Source organism: Streptomyces sp. NPDC002623, from assembly GCF_053592635.1.
Window position 1 is genome coordinate 68,006 of the sequence record NZ_JBSFWB010000020.1, and the last position, 22,419, is coordinate 90,424.

23 protein-coding genes are annotated in these 22,419 nt (G+C 72.1%); 14 read left to right on the top strand and 9 right to left on the bottom strand.

What is annotated here, in order from left to right; all coding sequences use genetic code 11:
* Positions 1 to 108: 108 nt before the first annotated feature.
* A complete protein-coding gene (locus ACWD4O_RS31255; protein WP_451284970.1) occupies positions 109 to 948 on the top strand; it encodes a polysaccharide deacetylase family protein in 840 nt (279 codons plus the stop codon).
* Positions 949 to 1,000: 52 nt separating this feature from the next.
* On the opposite strand, the gene ACWD4O_RS31260 is transcribed toward ACWD4O_RS31255, so the two are convergent.
* Positions 1,001 to 1,672, bottom strand: coding sequence for a class F sortase (locus ACWD4O_RS31260; protein ID WP_451284972.1), 672 nt, complete (start codon positions 1,670 to 1,672; stop codon positions 1,001 to 1,003).
* 333 nt (positions 1,673 to 2,005) lie between these two features.
* On the opposite strand from ACWD4O_RS31260, the gene ACWD4O_RS31265 reads away from it, so the two are divergent.
* Positions 2,006 to 2,512 (top strand): hypothetical protein, encoded by a 507-nt coding sequence (locus ACWD4O_RS31265; RefSeq protein ID WP_451284974.1) that lies wholly within the window; start codon positions 2,006 to 2,008, stop codon positions 2,510 to 2,512.
* Between the two features lie 84 nt (positions 2,513 to 2,596).
* On the opposite strand, the gene ACWD4O_RS31270 is transcribed toward ACWD4O_RS31265, so the two are convergent.
* From ACWD4O_RS31270 to ACWD4O_RS31280, 3 genes are all read right to left on the bottom strand, one after another.
* Positions 2,597 to 3,109 carry a hypothetical protein gene (locus tag ACWD4O_RS31270; RefSeq protein ID WP_451284976.1) on the bottom strand — a complete coding sequence of 171 codons (513 nt, stop codon included), beginning with the start codon at positions 3,107 to 3,109 and terminating at the stop codon, positions 2,597 to 2,599.
* 196 nt (positions 3,110 to 3,305) lie between these two features.
* Positions 3,306 to 4,070 carry a bestrophin-like domain gene (locus ACWD4O_RS31275; RefSeq protein ID WP_451284978.1) on the bottom strand — a complete coding sequence of 255 codons (765 nt, stop codon included), beginning with the start codon at positions 4,068 to 4,070 and terminating at the stop codon, positions 3,306 to 3,308.
* Between the two features lie 21 nt (positions 4,071 to 4,091).
* Positions 4,092 to 4,730, bottom strand: a complete 639-nt coding sequence (locus ACWD4O_RS31280) for a hypothetical protein (protein ID WP_451284980.1) — start codon at positions 4,728 to 4,730, stop codon at positions 4,092 to 4,094.
* A gap of 344 nt (positions 4,731 to 5,074) precedes the next feature.
* Here ACWD4O_RS31280 and ACWD4O_RS31285 point away from each other — a divergent pair, with 344 nt between their 5' ends.
* The 3 genes from ACWD4O_RS31285 to ACWD4O_RS31295 all read left to right on the top strand — a co-directional run bounded on the left by ACWD4O_RS31285 (position 5,075) and on the right by ACWD4O_RS31295 (position 9,329).
* Positions 5,075 to 6,058 (top strand): SCO0930 family lipoprotein, encoded by a 984-nt coding sequence (locus ACWD4O_RS31285; protein WP_451284982.1) that lies wholly within the window; start codon positions 5,075 to 5,077, stop codon positions 6,056 to 6,058.
* Positions 6,059 to 6,384: 326 nt separating this feature from the next.
* Positions 6,385 to 7,197 (top strand): SAM-dependent methyltransferase, encoded by an 813-nt coding sequence (locus ACWD4O_RS31290; protein ID WP_451284984.1) that lies wholly within the window; start codon positions 6,385 to 6,387, stop codon positions 7,195 to 7,197.
* A complete protein-coding gene (locus ACWD4O_RS31295) occupies positions 7,194 to 9,329 on the top strand; it encodes a putative bifunctional diguanylate cyclase/phosphodiesterase (protein WP_451284985.1) in 2,136 nt (711 codons plus the stop codon). Before ACWD4O_RS31290 ends, ACWD4O_RS31295 begins: the two co-directional genes overlap by 4 nt.
* A 73-nt stretch (positions 9,330 to 9,402) precedes the next feature.
* Here ACWD4O_RS31295 and ACWD4O_RS31300 read toward each other — a convergent pair whose 3' ends face one another.
* Positions 9,403 to 10,248, bottom strand: a complete 846-nt coding sequence (locus ACWD4O_RS31300; RefSeq protein ID WP_451284987.1) for a LysR family transcriptional regulator — start codon at positions 10,246 to 10,248, stop codon at positions 9,403 to 9,405.
* Between the two features lie 124 nt (positions 10,249 to 10,372).
* On the opposite strand from ACWD4O_RS31300, the gene ACWD4O_RS31305 reads away from it, so the two are divergent.
* Entirely contained in the window at positions 10,373 to 11,263 is an 891-nt protein-coding gene (locus ACWD4O_RS31305) for an NAD(P)H-binding protein (protein WP_451284989.1), read from the top strand.
* 65 nt (positions 11,264 to 11,328) lie between these two features.
* Here the strand turns inward: ACWD4O_RS31305 and ACWD4O_RS31310 are convergent, their stop codons facing one another.
* Positions 11,329 to 12,213, bottom strand: a complete 885-nt coding sequence (locus ACWD4O_RS31310) for a LysR family transcriptional regulator (RefSeq protein ID WP_450944753.1) — start codon at positions 12,211 to 12,213, stop codon at positions 11,329 to 11,331.
* Between the two features lie 130 nt (positions 12,214 to 12,343).
* On the opposite strand from ACWD4O_RS31310, the gene ACWD4O_RS31315 reads away from it, so the two are divergent.
* The 6 genes from ACWD4O_RS31315 to ACWD4O_RS31340 all read left to right on the top strand — a co-directional run bounded on the left by ACWD4O_RS31315 (position 12,344) and on the right by ACWD4O_RS31340 (position 18,786).
* Complete coding sequence (locus ACWD4O_RS31315; RefSeq protein ID WP_451285178.1) at positions 12,344 to 13,015, top strand: succinate dehydrogenase; 672 nt, start codon at positions 12,344 to 12,346, stop codon at positions 13,013 to 13,015.
* Between the two features lie 2 nt (positions 13,016 to 13,017).
* Complete coding sequence (locus tag ACWD4O_RS31320) at positions 13,018 to 14,970, top strand: fumarate reductase/succinate dehydrogenase flavoprotein subunit (RefSeq protein WP_451284992.1); 1,953 nt, start codon at positions 13,018 to 13,020, stop codon at positions 14,968 to 14,970.
* Positions 14,967 to 15,716 carry a succinate dehydrogenase/fumarate reductase iron-sulfur subunit gene (locus tag ACWD4O_RS31325; protein ID WP_450944755.1) on the top strand — a complete coding sequence of 250 codons (750 nt, stop codon included), beginning with the start codon at positions 14,967 to 14,969 and terminating at the stop codon, positions 15,714 to 15,716. The genes ACWD4O_RS31320 and ACWD4O_RS31325 overlap by 4 nt, the downstream gene beginning before the upstream one ends.
* Positions 15,717 to 15,941: 225 nt before the next feature.
* Positions 15,942 to 16,706, top strand: a complete 765-nt coding sequence (locus ACWD4O_RS31330) for a GNAT family N-acetyltransferase (protein WP_451285180.1) — start codon at positions 15,942 to 15,944, stop codon at positions 16,704 to 16,706.
* Positions 16,706 to 17,608, top strand: coding sequence for a lysophospholipid acyltransferase family protein (locus ACWD4O_RS31335; protein ID WP_451285182.1), 903 nt, complete (start codon positions 16,706 to 16,708; stop codon positions 17,606 to 17,608). The genes ACWD4O_RS31330 and ACWD4O_RS31335 overlap by 1 nt, the downstream gene beginning before the upstream one ends.
* 116 nt (positions 17,609 to 17,724) lie before the next feature.
* The gene (locus ACWD4O_RS31340) at positions 17,725 to 18,786 is read left to right on the top strand and encodes an NAD-dependent epimerase/dehydratase family protein (protein WP_451284994.1); all 1,062 of its coding nucleotides are present in this window, start codon (positions 17,725 to 17,727) and stop codon (positions 18,784 to 18,786) included.
* On the opposite strand, the gene ACWD4O_RS31345 is transcribed toward ACWD4O_RS31340, so the two are convergent.
* Positions 18,783 to 19,799 (bottom strand): LLM class flavin-dependent oxidoreductase, encoded by a 1,017-nt coding sequence (locus ACWD4O_RS31345; RefSeq protein WP_451284996.1) that lies wholly within the window; start codon positions 19,797 to 19,799, stop codon positions 18,783 to 18,785. The two genes, ACWD4O_RS31340 and ACWD4O_RS31345, sit on opposite strands and share 4 nt — an antisense overlap.
* A gap of 64 nt (positions 19,800 to 19,863) precedes the next feature.
* The gene (gene rpmF / locus ACWD4O_RS31350) at positions 19,864 to 20,034 is read right to left on the bottom strand and encodes a 50S ribosomal protein L32 (RefSeq protein ID WP_451284998.1); all 171 of its coding nucleotides are present in this window, start codon (positions 20,032 to 20,034) and stop codon (positions 19,864 to 19,866) included.
* Positions 20,035 to 20,126: 92 nt separating this feature from the next.
* Here rpmF and ACWD4O_RS31355 point away from each other — a divergent pair, with 92 nt between their 5' ends.
* Positions 20,127 to 20,618 carry a phosphatase domain-containing protein gene (locus tag ACWD4O_RS31355; protein ID WP_451285000.1) on the top strand — a complete coding sequence of 164 codons (492 nt, stop codon included), beginning with the start codon at positions 20,127 to 20,129 and terminating at the stop codon, positions 20,616 to 20,618.
* Positions 20,619 to 20,663: 45 nt separating this feature from the next.
* Here the strand turns inward: ACWD4O_RS31355 and ACWD4O_RS31360 are convergent, their stop codons facing one another.
* Positions 20,664 to 20,879, bottom strand: coding sequence for a dodecin (locus tag ACWD4O_RS31360; RefSeq protein WP_351919604.1), 216 nt, complete (start codon positions 20,877 to 20,879; stop codon positions 20,664 to 20,666).
* A gap of 267 nt (positions 20,880 to 21,146) precedes the next feature.
* On the opposite strand from ACWD4O_RS31360, the gene ACWD4O_RS31365 reads away from it, so the two are divergent.
* Positions 21,147 to 22,406, top strand: coding sequence for an extracellular solute-binding protein (locus tag ACWD4O_RS31365; RefSeq protein ID WP_451285002.1), 1,260 nt, complete (start codon positions 21,147 to 21,149; stop codon positions 22,404 to 22,406).
* The last annotated feature ends 13 nt before the right edge of the window (positions 22,407 to 22,419 follow it).

Genomic DNA, 22,419 nt, shown 5'->3' on the forward strand with positions numbered 1-22,419 from the left:
ACGAGACGGGGACAGGGACGGGACGGCACTGCGCCAGGCGGGTGGAATCGTGCCGCCGGAGCGGTGTCGCTGGGGTGGGCCGGGGCTCGGCCGGGCGACTGATAATGCATGAAGAAGGATCAGTTGTTCACGCGGCGCCGGGCGTTGCTCGCCGGGGCCGCCGTCGTCGCAGGCGTCGGCACGGCCCAGGTGTTCGTGCGGGGCGAGAACGGCAGGCCGGTCCGGGCCGCCGTCCCCGCCGCCGGCGCCCCGCCGCGTGGCGTCCCGCTGAAGCCCTCCGCCTACCGCCTCGAGCCGCTGACCGGCTACGGCCCCCCGCGCACCGCGCCGGCCCGCCCGCCGGTGCGCCGCGAACCGCTGCTGCGGATGACCGGCCACGGCCGCGCCATGGTGCTGACCTTCGACGACGGACCCGACCCCCGCTACACCCCCGGCATCCTCGACACCCTGGCCGAGTACGAGGTGCCCGCGATGTTCTTCGTGTGCGGGGAGATGGCGGCCGACCACCAGGACCTGCTGGGCCGCATGGCCGACGAGGGCCATATCGTCGGCAACCACACCTGGTCCCACCCCCTCCTCACGGGACTGACCCGCCGCCGGATCCGCTCCGAGATGTCCCGCACCTGCGACGTCATCGAGGAGGGGTACGGCGAACGGCCCCGCTGGTTCCGCGCCCCCTACGGCGCCTGGAACCGCGCCGCCTTCCAACTCGGCGCCGAACTGGGCATGGAACCCCTCGCCTGGACGGTCGACACCCTCGACTGGACCTCTCCCGGCGCCGGCGCCATCGTCGAGCGGGTCGAGCAGGGCGCCGCGCCCGGCGTCGTGGTGCTCTCGCACGACGCCGGCGGCGACCGCTCGCAGAGCGTGCGCGCGCTGCGCAGCTATCTGCCGGAGCTCCTGGACTCCGGCTACCACCTCACCGTCCCGCACCGGCCGTACGTCTGAACGGGCGGGGGCCGACGGCCCCTCGGCCTCCGCCCGCCCGGTCGGGCACCGCTCAGCGGACCTCGACCAGGCGGGCGAAGGCGACGACGTTCCCGTCGTATCCGTTCGCCTTGGAGAAACCGCCGCCGCAGGTGATGACGCGCAATTCGGGGGCGCCCTTGGAGGCGTAGACGCGGTCGCCGGGGAAATTGTTCTTCTCGAAGACCTCGATGCCGTAGATCTCGAAGATCGCGGTCTTTCCGTCCTTACGCGCCACCTCGACGCGATTTCCCTTCTTCAGGGCGCCGAGACCGTAGAAGACCGCCGGTCCCAGTTGGTTGTCCACATGGCCGACGACGACCGCGGTTCCCTTTTCGCCGGGCGATACGCCACCGGTGAACCAGCCGGCCAGATTGGGGTCCTCCGGCGGCGGCGCGCCGACCCAGCCGTCCGCGTCCAGACCGACCGCCATGACCGGCGCGTTCACCTGGATGGCGGGGATCCGCACCCGGTCCGGCTCGGCGTAGGGCAGCGGAGTCGGGGTCCGGCCGAAGGCGCCGCCCGCGGTGCGGCCGTCCGCGGCCGCCGCCGAGGCCGGCTGCGGCGGGCCGATGTCGAACTCCCCCGACCCGTTCCGGATGAGCGCGAGACCGGTCAGCAGAACAAGCGCTATCACGCCCCAAGGGGCGCGCTTCTTCCGCCGCTCCTCTTCTTCCGCCGCCTCGGACAGCTCGTACGCAGACATTCGCCATCCCCTTTCGACGCGGCCGTCGCCACGTCCTTTCGCGCATACGAGAACGCTAAGTCCCCCGGCCCGAACCGGCGACGGGGCGACAGCGAACGGGTGGCCCGGTGTCCTTGCGGTGCGCCATCCGAGTTGCCGACGGCAGGAATTTTCTGACGGGTCGTGACCTGCGGCGATATCCCTTTGCAAGCATTTTGCTCGGCGTGTCCGCTCACCAGGACGGACCATTCCCGAAATGCGGGCGCGTGCACGGCATCTGAGGGTCTTTTTGGGAGGCGCTTTCTCGCCGACATGCCGGGGACGGGCCCCGGGGCGCCTTCCGCGGAGGATCACATGCGTACCACTCGTGTTCTGGCGGCGTCAGCGGTCTCCGCTGTCGCGGTCGCCACCCTGGGAGTCGCCGCCCCCGTCGCCGTCGCACGCGACGGCATGGGCGCCAATCCGAGCAACATCGTCGTCCTGCCCGCCGTCATCGCCCGCGGCGGCCAGATCACGGTCACCGTCGACGGCTGCCCCACCGGCGGCACCATGACCTCGAACGCCTTCCGGCAGGCCAACCTGACGCCGATCGCCGGCGCCAACCAGACCGCCAAGGGCACCGCGACCATCGACGACAACGCCCGGCCCGGCACCTACGACATCACCGTCAACTGCTCCGGCCGGACCCTGACCCGCCCGGCCGCCTTCACCGTCATCGGCGGTGTCCGCGGCGGTCTCGGCGGCAGCACCACCACCGGCGCCACCCCCACCGACATGGCCATCGGCGGCGGACTCGTCGCCGCGGCCCTGCTCGGCGGCGGACTGTTCTGGATGCGGCGTCGCACCGAGCGCCGCATCTGACCCGTGAACAGGCCTTCGCCCCGGTCCCTGCTGGGATCCGGGGCGAAGGCCTGCGCGCGAACGGGGCTGCGCCTGCCCGAGCCGTCAGCCGCCGTCCTCTGCGGTGCGCCGCCGGGCGAAGCAGTACGCGGCGCCCACCGAACCCGCGATGAGCGCCGCGCCCAGCCCGATCTCCTTGAGGTCGAACCCGCCGACGGTGCCGCCCTCACCGGCGTGCACGCCCTGTGGGACCGGACGGCCGCCGACGATCGTCAACTCCTTGACGGCGCTGAGGCCACCGCAGCTGAACGTCACCCGGTACGACGCGCCCGCCTTGGCGTACCGGTCGACCAGGACCACCGCCGACGAGGAGCCCCGCGGGATGACGACCGAGTCGAACACCCCCGAAGTGACCGTCACGGAGCTTCTGCAGCCGCTGGTGTGGCGGTCCACCTGAACGGTGACCTGCCCGCCCGCCGAGACGGCCGAGGGCAGCAGGCTGTAACCGTTGGACATGACGTAGTGGTCGTCCTCGCCGCTGGCGACGGCGACCGGTGCGCAGAAGGTCAGGGCGGTGACGCCCAGCAGGGCGGCCGAAGCGACGCGTATCGCGCGCATGGTGGATCCTCCGGTCCCCGAGGAGCAGCTGCGGACCTGTTCCGCTTGCGCCATAAATGCACCTCGATGACCGAAACGCTAGGAACATGTGTGCGCTCGCGCGATCGCAGTCGGGCGAATGGGGCACGCGTGTGGGCCGCACAGGGGACGGCGCCGGCGTGGCGGCCGCCCCCGAACGCCCGAGCCGTTCAGGATCTCAGCCCTTGATGCCGGGGAAGAGGTGGAGGAACGGTTCCGCCGACGCGGTGATGCCCCGGCTGTAGGGCGCGTCGAAGTCCCAGATGAGGAAGAGCAGGAAGGCGATGAGTGCGGAGAACAGCCCGGCGAGGACGAGTTCGCGCGGGGTGCGCCGGATCTGCAGCGCGAACACCATGCCGATGGTGATGGCCGCCCCGGCCAGCAGCCCGAACCACACCACCCCGGGCATGGTCGCCCCGGTCGAGGCGGCGCGGGCGTTGCGTGCCTGGTCGGCCGCGGCCATCTGGTCGAGCAGCGGCTGGTAGGCCTGCGCCTGGAAGTCGGTCTTCGGCTCGTAGTCGGTGACGTCCACCCGGACCTGCTGCAGGAGTTCGTCGCCGCGCTCCGTCACCTCGCCGTCGTCGGCCATCTTCTTCCACTCGGTGGTGACGACGTGTCCGACATAGGCGTTGACATCCTCCCGAATACGGTCACGGGCGTCGGCCGGGTAGACCCGCACCCGCTCCGAGATCTCGTGCAGCGCCTGCGCCTCCGCCTGGACGTGGTCCTGTGCGACGCTGCGCGCCTCCCAGACCCCGGCGATGGCCAGGCCCAGGACGATGGCGTACACCACGCCGATCCACATCGTCATGTACTCGATGACGTCCGGGGTCTCGGAGGGGTCCTCGTCCTCGGGCGCCCTGCGGTGTCGAACGAGGGTCACGACGACCACCACCGCACAGGCGGCGAGCATCGCGAGGGTGAGAACAAGCCATTCCGGCAAGAGATGCCTCCAGCATCGGTGTCAGCGCGGTCGCAGCGCGGCGACGGCGATCACCGCGGGCACGGTGATGAGCAGGACGTAGGTGACCGGCGACTGGCCGCCGCGGGCGGGCCGCTGATGCGGCGAGGAGTGGTACACCGGATAGCTCACCGGGGTCGGGGAGGGCCGGGGTGTGGGCTTGGGCGGGGGCGTCGGCTCGGGGGTGGGAGTCGGCGTGGGTGTGGGGACCGGCCGGGGGAGCGGCGCCGCGGGCCGGGGCGCGGGCGCCGGCGGTGGCGGCGTCGGGCGCGGCTTCGGCGCCGGCGGCCTGGGCTTCGGGGGCGGCGCGGGCTCGGGTGGCGGCTTCGGCGTCGGCTTCGGAGGTGGGGGCGGGGTCGGTGTGGGGGTGGGAGCGGGGGGCGGCGTGGGCGTGGGCTTGGGCGGTGGCTTCGGCTTCGTCGGGGTGGGCGTCGGCGTCGGCTTCGGACACACCGGGGGAGACGGCCACTTGTGGCCGCCGGCGACCGCCACCGCCTCGGTGCCGTCCGGGCCCGTCGAGGCGTACGCGCACGCGTCGGCCGTGGCCACCCCGGCCGGTGCGGCCGCGAGGATCCAGGCCACGACTCCCAGGGCCACTGCCCTGGTGACGAGGGCGGATCGGGTCGGTTCGGATCCATGCACGACGGAGATCATGCGGCCTCGCGCACCGCCCTACGCCCGCGCCCTACGAGGATTGCCCCGAACGGGGGAAGTTCCGCTCCGCAGGTTTGCCCGCGATGCGCGCGCACATCCGGATGCCTCGTGCGCATGTACGACCGGCGCGGGCCTTCGCGGGCCCTTCGCGGCAGGTCACGGCACCCGCCGCGGTCGTCGCCACGGTGGCCGGTCGCGGCCCGCGTCACAGGTCGCAGAAAGAATTTTGTGCCGGGTTTGAACGCAACGACCACCCCCCTGCGTACTCAGGGCCGTGCGGCGGCGCAGCAGGGCGCTGCAACACCCTTGTGACGATCGGGGAGTTGTTGACGATGAAGACCACCTGGCGGAGCGCCTCACTCGCGGCGAGCGCTGTGGCCGTTCTGGCGCTGACGACGGCGTGCGGTTCTGAAAGCGGCACGTCGTCGAGCCAGAACGTCGGGGCCACGGCCCCGGCCGGTGGCATCGCGGGAGTCGGTGTCGGAACCGGCGTCGGCAGCGGTGTCGGCTCCAGTGCGAGCGCCAGCGCGACCGGCGGTGCCGGTGCCCAGGGCGCAGCGGGCGAACTGGCCATCTCCGCGAACACGGACCTCGGCAAGATCCTTACCGACGGCGCCGGCAAGACCCTCTACCGTTTTGACGCGGACACGGCCGAACCGCCGAAGTCCAACTGTGACGGCGACTGCGCGACCACCTGGCCGCCGGTCTCCGCCGATGACATCAGCGCCGGCGACGGCATCGACAAGTCGCTGCTCGGCGAGGTCACCCGCACCGACGGCAGCAAGCAGCTGACCGTGGCCGGCTGGCCCGCCTACTACTACGCCAAGGACGCCAAGGCCGGCGACACCACCGGTCAGGGCGTGGGCAACAAGTGGTTCGCGCTGACGCCCGAGGGCAAGAAGGCCGCCAAGTCGGGCGCGGGCTCGGGTTCCGAGGCCGGCACCGAGCTGCCCGGTCTGTCGGTGCGCAACGACCCCAACCTCGGCAAGATCGTCGTCGACAAGGACGGCATGACGGTCTACCGGTTCATCAAGGACAAGGCGTGGCCCGAGCCGGTCTCGAACTGCAACGGCGCCTGCCTCGAGAAGTGGCCGGCGGTCGCGCCCGTGGACTTCGCGGAGACCAAGGGCATCCAGGAGAAGGGCTACATGAACTTCACCCGGGGCGACGGCACCAAGCAGCAGACCATCAACTGCTCGCCGATCTACACCTTCTCCGGTGACAAGGCGCCCGGAGACATCAACGGCCAGGGCGTCGGCGGCACGTGGTACGCCGTCGCACCCGACGGAAAGCTGGTCGGAGCGCCGGAGCAGTAGAGATCACCTCCCCAGGGTTGATCCCCGCAACTGCCCCATAGCGCACGACCGTTGGTCCGCCCCCTCCGCGCCGCACGGAGGGGGCGGACCGCTGTGCTTGTCCGCCCCCCGCTTCCTGTGCGTAGACTTTCGCCGCCCTGTGGACCGCCCGGAACTCTCCGGAACGTCCCGGGCACCCTTCGTAGCCCCACGGGGGGCGTCGATTCGGCACGTGCCGCAGGCAGTGACCGGGAACGGACGGTCAATTTCCGTTTCCACTCGCCCGTTTGGCGGGCGATCAGTAGCCTCAGCTCGAACACCGGATCGCCTACGCCTTGGAGAGATTGATGGAGCGTCCCGCCTGGGCCCCTCGGAGCATCGACATCTCGGTGCCGAGTGTCTCGCGGATCCACGACTACTACCTGGGCGGTTCGCACAACTTCGAGGTCGACCGGGACGCCGCCCGCAGGGCCATGGAGTTCATGCCGGGGCTTCCCAAGATCATGCAGGCGAACCGGGCGTTCATGCGCCGGGCCGTGCGCTGTGCGGCGGCCGAGGGCGTCACCCAGTTCCTGGACATCGGCTCCGGCATCCCCACTTTCGGCAACGTCCACGAGGTCGCCCGGGCGGCGAGCCCCGGGGCGCGCGTGGTCTACGTCGACCACGACCCGGTGGCCGTCGCGCACACCCAGGCGGTGCTGGCGGACAACGCCGACGCCGACGTCGTGGCCGCCGATCTGCGCAAGCCGCACGACATCCTGAGCAGCCCGCAGGTGGAGCAACTGATCGACCTGGAGCGACCGGTGGCGCTGCTGCTCGTCGCCGTACTGCACTTCGTCGAGGACGCGGACGACCCGTACGCGGCGGTGGCCGCGCTCGGCGCCGCGCTCGCACCGGGCAGTCTGCTGGTGCTCACGCATGCCTCGTACGAGGGAATCCCGCAGCCGTCGGACCGGGCCGAGGGCGCGGTGGACGTATACAAGGACATTCGCAACCCGCTGATCATGCGCTCGCGTGACGAGATCGCGCGGTTCTTCGAGGGGTACGACATGGTGGAACCGGGACTGGTGCCGACGCCGCACTGGCGGCCGGACACGGCGCCTGAGGACGAGGACCCCTGGGCCTTCACCGGTTTCGCCGGCCTGGGGCGTACCGCGTGAGCGCGGAGCCGGACGGGCCGCAGGACAGACTGCGGCGGTTCGCGACGATCTGGAGCCGGGCCGTGTTCCCGGTGACCGCGACGTCGCTGACCCGGCCCGAGCTGGAGGAACAACTTCTGCCGCTGGCCCGGCGGTTGCGCGAGGCGCTGCTGGAGCGGGCCTTCGACGCCGCCGCGGGCAAGGCCGTCGGCGCCGCCCTCGTCGACGTGCACTGCACCGACCCCGAGGCGCTCAGCCGGTCCCTCGACTGCGTCGACGCCTACCTGGTGCTCTACTGCGGCGAGGACGGTCCCCAGGAGGACCTGCGCACCCGCGCCTCACGGCTGCAGCACGCCATGGCGGCCGGGTACGCGCACGCGCTGCGCGAGCGCACGCTCGCCGAACAGGAGACCATCGCCAGGGCCGCGCTGCAGGCCCAGGGCGTGGTCGCGCAGGCGCTGCACGCGAGCGAGGCCCGCTTCCGCGCGGTCTTCGAGGGCGCCGCGATAGGAATCAGCATCGCCGACCTGGAAGGCAACGTCCTCCAGGTCAACGGGGCGCTGCTGCGCATGTTCGGCGGGTCCGAGCAGAGTCTGCGCGGCCGCAAGGTCGAGGATCTGACGCATCCCGAGGACGCGCCGCAGATCTGGAAGCTCTACGACGAACTCGTCCGCGGCGAACGCGAGCACTTCCACACGGAGAAGGCGTTCAGCCGCCCCGACGGAACGGTCCTGTGGACCAACCTGACGGTCTCCCTGCTGCGGGACGCCGACGGCGCACCGCAGTACATGCTGGCCCTGATGGAGGACACCACCGAGCGCCGGCTGCTCAACCTCCGGCTGCGCTACGAGGCCACCCACGACGCGCTCACCGGCCTGCCCAACCGCACGCTGTTCTTCGAACGTCTGGAGAAGGTGCTGGGCGCCGGCGAGAGCAAGCGCTTCGGCCTGTGCTACCTCGACCTGGACGGCTTCAAGACCATCAACGACAGCCTCGGACACGCGGCCGGCGACCGGCTGCTCGTCGAGGTCGCCGACCGGCTCCAGTCCTGCGCGACCGCGCCCGGCGAGATGGTCGCCCGTCTGGGGGGCGACGAGTTCGTGGCGCTGACCACCGGCCGGGACACCCGCCACGAGGTCGACGAACTCGCCGCCCGCATCATGAACGCCCTGATCGCGCCGGTGAGCATCGACGGCCGGGAGCTGACCGTGCGCGGCAGCATCGGCATCGTCGAGGGCCCGGCGGGGGAGCGCAGCGCGGCGGAGGTGCTGCGCAGCGCCGACATCACCATGTACCGGGCCAAGTCGGCGGGCGGCAACCGCTTCGAGCTCGCCGACCCGGAGGCCGACGCCCGTGCGATCACCCGGCACGGTCTGACCACGGCGCTCCCGGCGGCCCTGGAACGCGGTGAGTTCTTCATCGAGTACCAGCCGCTGGTCCACCTCGGCGACGGCAGTGTGCGCGGCGCGGAGGCCCTGGTGCGCTGGCTGCATCCGCAGCACGGGGTGCTCGGCCCCGACCGGTTCATCCCGCTCGCCGAGCACACCGGGCTGATCGTGCCGCTGGGCCGCTGGGTGCTGGAGGAGTCGGTCCGCCAGGCCGGCGAGTGGCGGGAGCGGGGCGGGGACACCGACCCCCTCCGCATCAACGTCAACCTCTCCCCCTGCCAGCTCACCCACCCCGGGCTGGTGCAGGACACCGTCGACATCCTGGAACGCGCGGGCGTCGCACCGGAGGCGCTGTGCCTGGAGGTGACCGAGTCGGCGTTGATCGGCGCCGACGACGATCTGCTCAAGCCGCTGCGCCGGCTCGCCGAGATGGGCGTCGACATCGCCCTGGACGACTTCGGGACCGGCTACTCCAACCTCGCCAATCTGCGCCGCCTTCCGGTGAGCGTGCTCAAGCTGGACCGCTCCTTCACCCAGGGCATGCAGCAGTTCCCGGCGGACCCCGTCGACCTCAAGATCGTGGAGGGGATCGTTTCCCTTGCCCACAGCCTGAACCTCGCGGTCACGGTGGAGGGCGTGGAGACCGGCGCCCAGGCCGAGCAGCTGCGCATACTGGGCTGCGACACGGCCCAGGGCTGGTACTACGCCCGCCCCGGCCCGCCGGACAGGCTCCACGAGCTGGCCCTGGTGGACGCGACGGCCTGAGCGGCCAGGGGCGGACGACCACGCAACCCCACCGCAGCCAGGGGACGCCGGTACCGCCCGAGGCGGTCCGGCGTCAGCCCGCCCGCCGTTCCCGGACGTCCTCGGCGACCGCCGTGGCCGCCCGGACGAAGGCCGCCGTGGCCGTCGAGCGGGACTGCTGCGGCCAGGCCACGACCAGGACGGCATGCGGCGCGTCCAGGACCGGCCGGTAGACGACGCCCGGCCGGGGATACCGGTCGGCCACCGACGCCGGCAGCAGGGGGACGACCTCGCCCAGGCCCACCAGGGTGAGGAGCTGGGCGAGGTCGTTCCCCCTGCCGCGCACCTCGTCCATGTACGCGTGCGCCTCGTCGGGGCGCAGCCCCAGGTCGGCGAGGGTCAGCGCGACCCGGGCCGCGAGCGGATGGGCCACGGCGAGGGCGGCGACGCGCGGCTCGGCGGCCAGCTGCTCGGCATCGAGGCCGCCGCGGTCGTAGGGCTCGTAGACCAGGGCGACATCGGCCTCGCCCCGGCGCAGCAACCGGGTCTGCTCGTGCCATGCGCACAGCCGCACGGAGACCGGCGCCGCCGCGGGGTCGGCCGCGTAGCGCGCGAGGATCGCCTCCAGCAGCCCGGCGTCCCCGTCGGCCTTCACCGCCAGCGCCAGCTTCGGCTCGTCGGAGGCCGCACGCCGGGTCCGTCGCTCCGCGGCCTCCAACGCCTCCAGCGCGAACCGGGCCTCCGCCAGGAGCACTTGACCGGCGGCGGTCAGCGTCACGCTGTGGGTCGTCCGCTCGAACAGGACCGCTCCCAGCTCCGTCTCCAACTGACGGACGGCCCGGGACAACGGCGGCGGCGAGATGCCCAACCGGTCCGCCGCGCGGGCGAAGTTGAGCTCCTCGGCGACCGCGACGAAATAGCGCAGCGGACGGGACTCCATCGGCCTGCCCTTCGATCGGTATTGCCCTGAGGGTAACAAGCGGGAGCGAAGCGGTCCTTCAGTTCGGCGGGGTCCGGCGGCAGGCTCGACGACATCCCGACCACCGTTCTTCCAGGAGCAGTTCATGATCGTCGTCACCACTCCGACCGGCCAGATCGGCCGTGAGGTCGTCGCCCGTCTCCTCGACGACCCCGCCGCGGCCGCACCGGTCCGGGTGATCGTCCGCGACCCCGCCCGGCTCGACCCGCAGGTCCGTGACCGGGTGGAGGTCGTCCGGGGCTCGCACGCCGACCCCGCCGTCCTGAAGGAGGCGTGCGAGGGCGCGGACCGCGTGTTCTGGCTGGTCCCGCCGGACCCTGCCGTCGACAGCGTCGAGGGACAGTACCGGGCCTTCAACGAGTCGCTGTGCGAGGCGATCGGCGCCCAGGGCATCACCCGGGTCGTGGCCGTCTCCACCCTCGGCCGCGGCGTCGCGAGGAACGCCGGGCTGATCTCGGTGGGCCTCGCCATGGACGAGGAGATCGCCGCCACCGGCGTCCACTACCGGGCCCTGTGCCCGCCGGCCCTCATGGAGAACACCCTGCGCCAGGCCGCCGCGATCCGTGCCACGGGCGTCTTCGTCACGCCGCATCTGCCCGACCGGGTGCTGCGGCTGTGCGCCACGCGCGACATCGCCGCCGCGGCGGCCCGGCTGCTGCTCGACGACTCCTGGACCGGGCGGGCTGACGTCCCCCTGGTCAGCCCCGACGACCTCACCCCCGAGGGCATGGCCGCTGTTCTCGCCGAGGTGCTCGACCGGCCCGTGCGCGCCGAGTTCGTCACCGTCGCGGCACAGCAGGCCGCGATCCTGCGCTCCGGAGCGACCGAGGCCTGGGCGCAGGCGTACGCCGACATGATCGACGCCCAGAACGACCAGGGCTTCTACGGCGCCGTCCAGCTCCCCACCCCCGACCTCGCCCCCACCGGCTTCCGCCAGTGGTGCGAGGAGGTGCTCAGGCCGGCCGGGCCGGCCTGAGAGCCGGTGGTCCACCGGGTCCGAGCACGGATCAGCCCTGGTGGTTCACCGGGTCCGAGCCCGGATCAGCGCTCCAGCAGCATCCGCTGGAGCTCCCGGGCCGCCCGTGGCGGCGCGACGTCGCTGCGGTGCGCGAGGGCGATCGTGCGGTGCAGACCGGGCCGGGCGAGCGGGGTGACCCGCAGCCCGCGCCCGGACCGGGCGGCGACCATACGCGGGACGACCGCCACGCCCAGCCCGGCCCGCACGAACCCGAGCACCGCGTCCATCTCCCCGCCCTCCACCGCGAAGTCCGGTTCGAACCCCTCCGCACGGCAGGCGGCCACGGTGAGTTCCCGCAGGTCGTAGCCGTGCCGGAACATCACCAGGGGCTCGCGCTCCAGATCGGCGATCCGCACGGTCCGGCCCCCGTTCCCCGGCCTGGCGGCCTCGGGGGAGGACACCACGACCAGGTCCTCCCGCAGCAGCTCCACCGTCGTCAGGGCGGGGGACGGCGTCGGCAGGGGCAGGACGACCAGGGCCAGGTCGAGGGCGCCGCGGGCCAGCTCGCGGACGAGATCGTGCGAACCGCCCTCCTCGATCATCAGCCGGATGCCCGGGTAGCGGTCGTGGAAGGCGCGCAGCACGTCCGGCAGCAGGCCGGTGCACACGCTGGGCGTGGCCCCGAGCCGCACCCGCCCGCTGCGCAGCTGCACCAACTCCTGCACCTCGTACCGCGCGGTCTCGGTGTCCGCGAGGATGCGCCGGGCCAGCGGCAGCAGCGCCTCGCCCGCGTCGGTGAGCGTGATGTTGCCGCGCGCCCGCAGGAACAGATCCGCCCCCAACTCCCGTTCCAGCGCCTTGATCTGCTGCGACAGCGACGGCTGCGCGACATGCACGAGCTCGGCGGCGCGGGTGAAGTGCCGGGTCTCGGCGACGGCCACGAAGTACTGGAGCTGCTGGAACTGCATGCCGCAAGCCTAAACCGCCGATAGTCATCTCCTATGGAAACCAGGCAGACCATGTCTTGGACCGATGGGGTGGGCCGGTCCTACCGTCGGACCCATGGCTCTGGCACCGGGGACGGACCGAAAACCGTCCATGACGCGCATCATGTGGGACTCGTCCGTCGGCAAGAAGACCGTGATGGCCGTCAGCGGTCTGATCATGCTGTCGTACCTGGTCGTCCACATGCTGGGCAACCTCAAGATCTTCTTCGGATCGGGCGACTTCAACCACTACGCGCACTGGCTGCGCACCCTCGGCGAGCCCTTCCTGCACTACGAGTGGGCGCTGTGGATCATCCGCGTGGTCCTGGTCGCCGCCGTCGTCGCGCACGCCGTGTCCGCGTACCAGCTGAGCCGCCGCGGCATCAGGGCCCGTCCGACGAAGTACGTGCACAGCAAGCCGCGGGCCGACTACGCCACGCGCACCATGCGCTGGGGCGGAGTCATCCTCGCGCTGTTCATCGTCTGGCACATCCTGGACCTGACGACCGGCACCGTGCACAGCGGCGGCTTCCAGTCCGGACACCCGTACCAGAACGTGGTCGACACCTTCTCCACCTGGTACGGCAACGTCATCTACATCGTCGCGATGCTCGCGCTCGGCCTGCACGTCCGGCACGGCTTCTGGAGCGCCGCACAGACCCTCGGCGCCGGCAGCCGCACCCGTGACCGTGCCCTGAAGGCCGGCGCCGACGTCCTCGCGCTGCTGCTCACGGCCGGCTTCATCGCCGTCCCCGTGGGCGTCATGACCGGAGTGGTGAGCTGAACATGACTACCGAATACGCGGACTACCCGACCGGCGAGCCGATCGTCGACGCCAAGGCCCCTTCGGGCCCCATCGCCGAGCGCTGGGACAAGCGCCGGTTCGAGGCCAAGCTGGTCAACCCGGCCAACCGGCGCAAGCACACCGTGATCGTCGTCGGCACCGGGCTCGCGGGCGGCTCGGCCGGCGCCACGCTCGCCGAACAGGGCTACCACGTCGTCCAGTTCTGCTACCAGGACTCCCCGCGCCGCGCCCACTCCATCGCCGCGCAGGGCGGCATCAACGCGGCGAAGAACTACCGCAACGACGGCGACTCCGTGCACCGCCTCTTCTACGACACCGTCAAGGGCGGCGACTTCCGGGCGCGGGAGTCCAACGTCCACCGGCTCGCGCAGATCTCGGTCGAGATCATCGACCAGTGCGTGGCACAGGGCGTGCCCTTCGCCCGGGAGTACGGCGGTCTGCTCGACACCCGTTCGTTCGGCGGTGTGCAGGTCTCCCGGACCTTCTACGCCCGCGGCCAGACGGGCCAGCAGCTGCTGCTGGGCGCCTACCAGGCCCTGAGCCGGCAGATCGCCGCCGGGAACGTGGAGATGCACCCGCGCACCGAGATGCTCGACCTGATCGTCGTCGACGGGCGGGCCCGCGGCATCGTGGCCCGGGACCTCATCACCGGAAAGATCGACACGTACTTCGCGGACGCCGTCGTCCTCGCCAGCGGTGGTTACGGAAACGTCTTCTACCTGTCGACGAACGCGATGAACTCCAACGCCACCGCGATCTGGCGGGCGCACCGGCGCGGCGCGTACTTCGCCAACCCCTGTTTCACCCAGATCCACCCCACCTGCATCCCGCGCACCGGCGACCACCAGTCGAAGCTGACGCTGATGAGCGAGTCGCTGCGCAACGACGGCCGGATCTGGGTGCCGAAGGCCAAGGGCGACGACCGGCCGCCGAACAAGATCCCCGAGCAGGAGCGCGACTACTACCTGGAGCGGATCTACCCCTCCTTCGGCAACCTGGTCCCGCGCGACATCGCCTCCCGCGCCGCGAAGAACGTCTGCGACGAGGGCAAGGGCGTCGGCCCCGGCGGACAGGGCGTCTACCTGGACTTCGCCGACGCCATCGGGCGCATGGGGCGCAAGGCCGTCGAGGCCAGGTACGGCAACCTCTTCGACATGTACCAGCGGATCACCGACGAGGATCCGTACGAGGTGCCGATGCGGATCTACCCGGCCGTGCACTACACGATGGGCGGACTCTGGGTCGACTACGACCTGCAGACCACCGTCCCCGGCCTGTTCGCGATCGGCGAGGCCAACTTCTCCGACCACGGGGCCAACCGCCTCGGCGCCTCCGCACTCATGCAGGGCCTGGCCGACGGCTACTTCGTCCTCCCGGCGACCATCAACGACTACCTCGCCCGCAACCCGGACCAGGACGAGGTGAGCGACGAACACCCCGTCGTCCGCGAGGTGTTGGCCGAGACCCAGGACCGGCTCAACCTGCTGCTCGCGGTCGACGGAGACCGCACCCCGGACTCCTTCCACCGCGAAGTCGGCGAGCTGATGTGGGAGTTCTGCGGCATGGCCCGCACCGACTCCGGTCTGCGCAAGGCGCTGGAGCGCATCCCGCAGATCCGCGAGGAATTCTGGCGGCGCATCAAGGTCCCCGGCGTCGGCGAGGAGTTCAACCAGTCCCTGGAGAAGGCCAACCGGGTCGTCGACTACCTGGAACTCGCCGAGCTGATGTGCCTCGACGCCCTGCACCGCGCCGAGTCCTGCGGCGGCCACTTCCGCGAGGAGTCGCAGACCCCGGACGGCGAGGCCGCCCGCCGCGACGACACGTTCGGGTACGCGGCCGCCTGGGAGTTCACCACGACCGGCGAAGCCCCGACCCTGCACAGGGAAGACCTGGTCTTCGAGTACGTCCACCCCACCCAGCGGAGCTATGCATGAAGCTCAAACTGCGCGTCTGGCGGCAGCGCAACGCCGACGCCGACGGCCGGATGTCTACGTACGAGGTGGACGGCATCTCGCCCGACATGTCCTTCCTGGAGATGCTCGACACCCTCAACGAGGAGCTCATCCTGCGCGGCGACGACCCCGTCGCCTTCGACCACGACTGCCGTGAAGGCATCTGCGGCGCCTGCTCGCTCGTCATCAACGGCGACGCGCACGGACCGGAGCGCACCACCACCTGCCAGCTGCACATGCGGTCCTTCCGGGACGGCGACACGATCGACGTCGAGCCGTGGCGGGCCGCCGCCTTCCCCGTCGTCAAGGACCTGGTCGTCGACCGCGGCGCCCTCGACCGGATCATCCAGGCCGGCGGCTACATCACCGCCCCCACCGGCGCCGCGCCCGAGGCCCACGCCACCGCGGTGCCCAAGCCGGACGCCGACCTCGCGTTCGAGCACGCCGAGTGCATCGGATGCGGGGCATGCGTGGCCGCGTGTCCCAACGGGGCGGCGATGCTGTTCACCTCCGCCAAGGTCAACCACCTCAATGTGCTGCCCCAGGGCGCTCCCGAGCGCGAGACCCGGGTGCTGGACATGGTGGCGCAGATGGACGAGGAGGGCTTCGGCGGCTGCACCCTCGCGGGGGAGTGCGCGACGGCCTGTCCGAAGGGCATCCCGCTGATGTCCATCACGAGCATGAACAAGGAGTGGCTGCGGGCCACCCGCAAGGTCGCCAAGCGGTAGCGGCGCGGGGAGGTCCGCAGTCCGCGGGGCGCGCGTGCATCGTCGCTGGTCGCACGGTTGCCCGCGCCCCTCGTGGGCGGCGTCGCCCGGGATTCAGCAGCCGCACATCCCCGGGTTCCGCGCAGGACACGCCGAGGCCAGCCGGCCGCGGAAGAAAGCAGGTGCACATTCCCCATGCACCGTCCCCATCTTCTTCCGCTCGGCGCAGGAGACCTCATGACCGCCATGCCGCTCTCGCCCCCCGCCCTCGCCGTCCCGCCCGGCGGCAACGGCTACCTCGTGTCGCTGGCCCGGGACCAGGACGACGTCCGGGCCGCACAGCGACTGCGCCACCAGGTGTTCGCCGGGGAGCTCGGCGCCCGGCTCGACGGCCCCGAACCGGGCCTCGACACGGACGCCTTCGACGCCTACTGCGACCACCTTCTCATCCGGGACCGCGTCACCGGAGAGGTGGTCGGCACCTACCGGCTGCTGCCGCCCGAGCGCGCCGCGGTCGCCGGACGGCTGTACTCCGAGGGCGAGTTCGACCTGAGCCCGCTCGACGCGATCCGGCCCGGCATGGTCGAGGTCGGCCGCTCGTGCGTGCACCCCGACCACCGGGACGGCGCCGTCATCGGCCTCATCTGGGCCGGCATCGCCCGCTACATGGTGGACCGCGGCCACGAGTGGCTGGCCGGCTGCTGCTCGATCCCGCTGGCCGACGGCGGCACGCTGGCCACCGCGACCTGGGACCGGGTGCGCGACAAGCACCTGGCGCCGCCGGAGTTCCGGGTCCGGCCGCTGCTGCCCTGGACCCCCAGCGGCGTCGGCCCGGTCGCCCGCACCGAGCTCCCGGCCCTGCTGCGCGGCTACCTCCGCCTCGGCGCCTGGGTGTGCGGCGAGCCCGCCCACGACCCCGACTTCGGCGTCGCCGACCTGTACGTGCTGCTGTCGATGCGTCGGGTCAACCCGCGCTATCTGCGGCACTTCCTCTCGCTCGTCCCGGCGTGATGAGCGTCTGGCTGCCCAGCGCGCCCTGCACCCCGCGGGCGTGCGTGGAGACGACGGCGTCCCTCACGGGCCTGCCGCGGGCCGTGCTGCGGCTCACGACGGTCGTCCTGCTGGTCCTGGTCGGGGTCGTGCTGGCGCCGATCAGCGCCTGGATACCGTCCCGCGTGGTCCGCTCGTGGAGCCGGACCGTGGTGCGGGCGGCGGGGGTCCAGGTCCGGGTGACCGGGGCGACCGCGCCCACCTCGACCGGGCTGCTCCTGGTCGCGAACCACATCTCCTGGCTGGACATCCCGCTGCTGGCCGGCGTCCGCCCGGCCCGGATGCTCGCCAAGGCCGAGATCCGGCGCTGGCCGGTGGCGGGCGCGCTCGTCGCCAGTGGCGGAGTCCTGTTCATCGACCGGGACCGGCTGCGCGCCCTGCCCGAGACGGTCGCCCGGATCGCCGACACCCTGCGCGCCGGGCGGGCGGTCGCGGTGTTCCCCGAGGGGAGCACCTGGTGCGGCCGCGCCCAGGGGCACTTCCGGCGGGCCGTGTTCCAGTCCGCGCTGGACGCCGGAGTCCCCGTCCAGCCCGTGCACATCCGCTACCGGGACCGCGAGGGGGCGGCCAGCACCGTGGCCGCCTTCGTCGGCGACGACCCGCTGCTGGCCTCGCTGTGGCGGGTGGTGACGGCACGGGGCCTGGTCGCGGAGGTCGAGGTGCTGCCCGCGCTCGCCCCGGGCGACCACGCCGACCGCAAGGCACTGGCGGCGGCCGCCGGGACCCGGGTGCTGGGCGGTCCGCCGCAGCGCCAGAACCTCGCCCCGGCCCCCCGCCACGGCGAGCTCCCGACCTCGCGCCTCGTCCCGCGCGCCCGGCGCCGCCGGCCCGTCGGTCGCCGGGTCGAGGCGGGAGGCGGCTGACCCGTCGGCCCCGGGTGCGGGCGGCGGCGCCCGTCGAACGAATTTCCGGTGAGTGGGGGGCTCTCGGGCGGCTCCGATGGGATCATGGCGCATCCCGACCTCCGAGGGGAGCGCGCGTGAGCGGAAGCCCGGCCGGCCGAACGGTTCTCGTGACGGGAGGCAGCGGCTTCGTGGCCGCCCATCTCGTACATCAGCTGCTGGAACGCGGCTACCGCGTGCACACCACCGTGCGCTCCACGGCGGACCCGGCGAAGCTCAGGCCCCTGCACGCCCTGCGGGACGCCCATCCGGGTCGGCTCGAACTCTTCGAGGCGGACCTGCTGACGGAGGGCTCCTTCGACGAGGCGATGAAGGGCTGCGCGGTGGTCTTCCACGTGGCCTCGCCCTTCCTGATGCCGGAGAAGATCAAGGACGGCCGACGGGACGTGGTGGAACCCGCCCTGCGGGGCACACGCAACGTCGTGGCGGCCGTCGAGCGCACGGAGACGGTCGAGCGTCTCGTCCTCACCTCCACCGTGGGCGCGATCTTCGGCGACTACTCCGACGTACGGGCGATGGACGACCAGACCCTGTCGGAGAAGTACTTCAACACCACCAGCACGGTCGAGAACAACCCGTACCACTACGCCAAGACGGTGGCCGAGCAGGCGGCCCGGGAGGCCGAGGCCGCCCAGCGCCGCTGGCGGATGGTCTCCCTCAACCCCGGTCTGATCCTGGGCCCGTCGCTCACCCCGGCCTCGGACTCGGGCAGCCTGTTCCTTCTCGACGAGCTCTTCAAGGGCTACTTCTTCTACGGCGCCCCCGACTTCAGCTTCACCACCGTCGACGTCCGGGACGTGGCGGCGGCCCACATAGCGGCGGCGGAACACCCCGAGGCGCACGGCCGGTACATCGTCGCGGCGCAGGAGATGACCTCCTTCCACCAGATGGCGAAGGCCCTGCTGAAGCACCACCCGAGAAACCGGCGCCTTCCCCGCACCGCCCTCCCGCACTGGCCGGTCCGCATCCTCGGCCCCGCCTTCGGCCTCTCCCAGGCCTACATCCGCAACCATCTCGGCATCCGCTTCCGCGTCGACAACCGCAGAAGCACCGAGGAACTCGGCCTCGTCTACCGCCCGGTCGAGGAGACCCTGGTGGACCACTACCGCTCCTGGCAGGAGCAGCGGCAGCGGAGCTAGCGGTTCCGCTCCCGGTCCACGATCGCGGCCAGCCGGCGGTAGGAGTCCAGCAGCGCGGCACGGTCGTAGGTGCTGGTCGTGACGAGGATCTCCTGGGCGTCGGTCTCGTTCAGCAGGGTCTCCAGCTCGTCGGTCACCTGCTCCTCGGAGCCCGCGATGTGGCCGCCCAGGCCGGACTCGTAGAAGCCGCGTTCCTTCGCGGTCATCGTGCGGGTCTCGACCTGCCCGGCGGGCGGCAGCGGCGGGAAGGTGCCGTGGGTGCGGGAGTACGCCATCGACCAGGCCTCCGGCAGCAGCAGACGGCGTGCCTGCTCGGGGTCGGCGGCCACCACGACCGTGCCAGAGACGACGACGTAGGGCTGCGCCGCCCAGGGGGAGGGACGGAAGTGCGTGCGGTAGTGGTCGATGCCCCGCCGCATCCGCTCCCGGTCGCGGAGGTCGCCGATGACCAGCGGCAGGCCCGCACGGGCCGCGATCGTCGCGCCCTCGCCCATGGCCAGCACGAACGGGGGCACGCCGAGGCCCTCCGCCGGGTACGCGTGCACCCGGGTCGGGGAGCCGCCCCGGAACCAGCCGAGCAGTTCCGCCAGCTGGGCCGCGAAGTCGTCGGCGTCGGCGTCGTCCTTGTCCCGGCCGAGCGCCCGGCGCACGCCGTCGGTGAAGCCCACCGAGCGGCCCAGGCCCATGTCGATCCGGCCCGGGAAGAGCGACTCCAGGACGCCGAACTGCTCGGCCACCACCAGCGGCCGGTGGTTGGGCAGCATCACCCCGCCCGTGCCGACCCGGATCGTGCGGGTCGCACCGGCCACGGCGGCCGCGAGGACGGTCGGCGCGGAACCCGCCACCCCGGGCACGCCGTGGTGCTCGGACACCCAGAAGCGGTGGTAGCCCAGCCGCTCGGCCTCCCGTGCCAGCGCCACGGTGTCCCGCAGCGCCTCGGCGGCGGTGTGCCCCTCGCGGATGCGCGAGCGGTCGAGGACGGAGAAGCGGGCCGAGGCGATCACGGAACTCATACGAGGTTCAACACCGCACGGCCCGCAGGATTCCTGAGCCGCTCCACCAGTCAGAGCATGCCGGTCACCCCTCGGGGCGCAGCAGGCCGCGCTCGTAGGCCTTCACCAGGTGCTGGGGCACGAGGTGGCGGACGCCGTCGACCGTGATCGGCACGAGTCGCGGTGTGCTCGCCTTCCACTGGGCGCGGCGGTGCCGGGTGTTGCTGCGGGACGTCTTCCGCTTGGGGACGGCCATGGGAACCTCCTCGATCGGCTCGGGGTGAGCTGCGAGGACGCTATATGAAAATGGATTCCATGAGCAATAAGGCGTGTCCTAGGGTGGACGCCGTGACCGACAGCAGCAGGCGGCCCGTCGCCGTGTTCGATCTGGACAACACCCTCGCCGACACGGCCCACCGGCAGCGGTTCCTGGAGCGCAGTCCGCGCGACTGGGACGCGTTCTTCGCGGCCGCGCCGCACGACCCGCCGCTCCCGGAGGGCATCGCGCTGGTGCTGGCCAGTGCCGAGGAGTGCGAGGTCGTCTACCTCACCGGCCGGCCCGAGCGCTGCCGGCGGGACACCCTGGCCTGGCTCGTCGCGCAGGGCCTGCCGGAGGGGCGCGTCCACATGCGGCGCAACGACGACCGCAGGCCCGCCCGGCGCACCAAGCTGGAGGTCCTGCGCAGGCTGGCCCGCGACCGCGATGTCCGCATGCTCGTGGACGACGACGAACTCGTGTGCGACGACGCCGAACGGGCCGGCTTCACCGTCGTCCGGGCGCGCTGGACGGCTCCGAGCGGTGCGCTCGAGCAGGCGCAGGAGGGCGAGGGCCGGACCTGAAGGGCCTCGGCTCCGGCCGTCGGTCCGACCCCCCGGCCCCGGCCGTCAGTCCGACTCGTCCAGGCGGAAGCCGACCTTCAGACCCACCTGCCAGTGCGCGATCCCGCCGTCCTCGATCTGGCCGCGCACCTGGGTCACCTCGAACCAGTCCAGGTTGCGCAGCGTCTGCGAGGCGCGGGCGACGCCGTTGCGGACGGCCTGGTCGACACTGTCCGGCGAGGTGCCGACGATCTCCGTGACCCGGTAGGTGTGGTTCGACATCAGGTGCTCCTCTCGACCGTGACGGCGTCGTCACGTGTGTCACGCGTCACTCCACCGTGCCCCAAGGTGCGGCGGAGCGCGAGGCGTCGAGGCGAAGGGGCGACGGGATGACGGGGTGACGGGACGACGGGCCCGGGGTCGATCGCCCGGGCCCCTCTTGACCGCTCGCATTGGTCCATACCAAAATCCGGAGGCACCCGCTCGAGCGCCGCGCTCGTCCCCCATGTCGGGCCCCTCGCCCTGTCCGCCAGACAGAACAGGACCCCCGTGAGACGTCGCCTCCTCGCCCTTGTCTGCGTGTCCGCCTTCCTCCTCACCGCCTGTGGCGTGCTCCCCGGGACGGGGGGACCGGACCGGCGGACGGTCACCGTGTGGCTGATGAAGGACAGTGCCTCGCAGGAGTTCCTCGACCGGTTCACCGCCGACTTCGAGCACGACCACCCGGATCTCGACCTCGACATCCGCATCCAGCAATGGACCGGCATCGGCGACAAGGTGGAGACCGCGCTCACAGCCGACGACAAGAACGGGCCGGACGTCATCGAGGTCGGCAACACCCAGGTCCCGCAGTACGTCGACGGAGGCGGACTGCTCGATCTGACGCTGGAGTCCGCGGCGAAGTGGGGGAGGGACGACTGGCTGCCCGGCCTCTCCGAACCGGGACAGCAGCGCTTCCACCAGTACGGCATCCCCTGGTACGCGGCCAACCGTGTGGTGATCTACCGCAAGGACCTCTTCGCGCGGGCCGGCGTCACGGCCCCGCCCCGCACCCGCGCTGATTGGCTCGCCGCGACCGAGAAGCTGAACTCGGGCGGCAACCAGGGCATCTACCTGGCCGGCCAGGACTGGTACACCCTCGCCGGGTTCATCTGGGACGAGGGCGGCGACCTCGCCACCGAGGACGGCGGCCGCTGGACGGGCGCCCTCGACACCCGGGCCGCCCTGCGCGGCATGGACTTCTACCGACGGCTCCAGGCGCTCGGCGACGGCCCCGTCGCGGCGGACGAGGACCACCCGCCCCAGGCCGGGGAGTTCGCCGGGGGCAAGGTGGCGCAGATCGTGGGCGTGCCCGGACTGGCCCAGGCGGTGCTCGAGCAGAACCCCGCGCTGGAAGGCAAGCTGGGCTTCTTCCCCGTGCCCGGCAAGAGCGAGAGCAGGCCCGGCGCGGTCTTCACCGGGGGCTCCGATCTGGTCGTCCCCCGCAGGACGGACGTCCGCAAGGGCGCCGTCGCGGTGGTCGCGGCGCTGACCGGCGCCAAGTGGGACACCGAGCTGGCCCGCACCATGAACTACGTGCCGAACAAGGCGAAACTGGCGAAGGCCGTCGCCGGTGAGGAGGGGGTCGCGGCGATGGCGGCGGGGGCCGCGCAGGGCCGCGCGACCCCCAGCACACCCGAGTGGGCCGCCGTCGAGGCGGACAACCCGATCAAGGGCTATATGACGAAGGTGCTCACCGGCTCCGACCCGGCGACCGAGGCCCGCCGCGCCTCACGCCTGATCACGGAGGCGCTGCGGGTGGCCGCTTGAGCGCCGCCCGCCG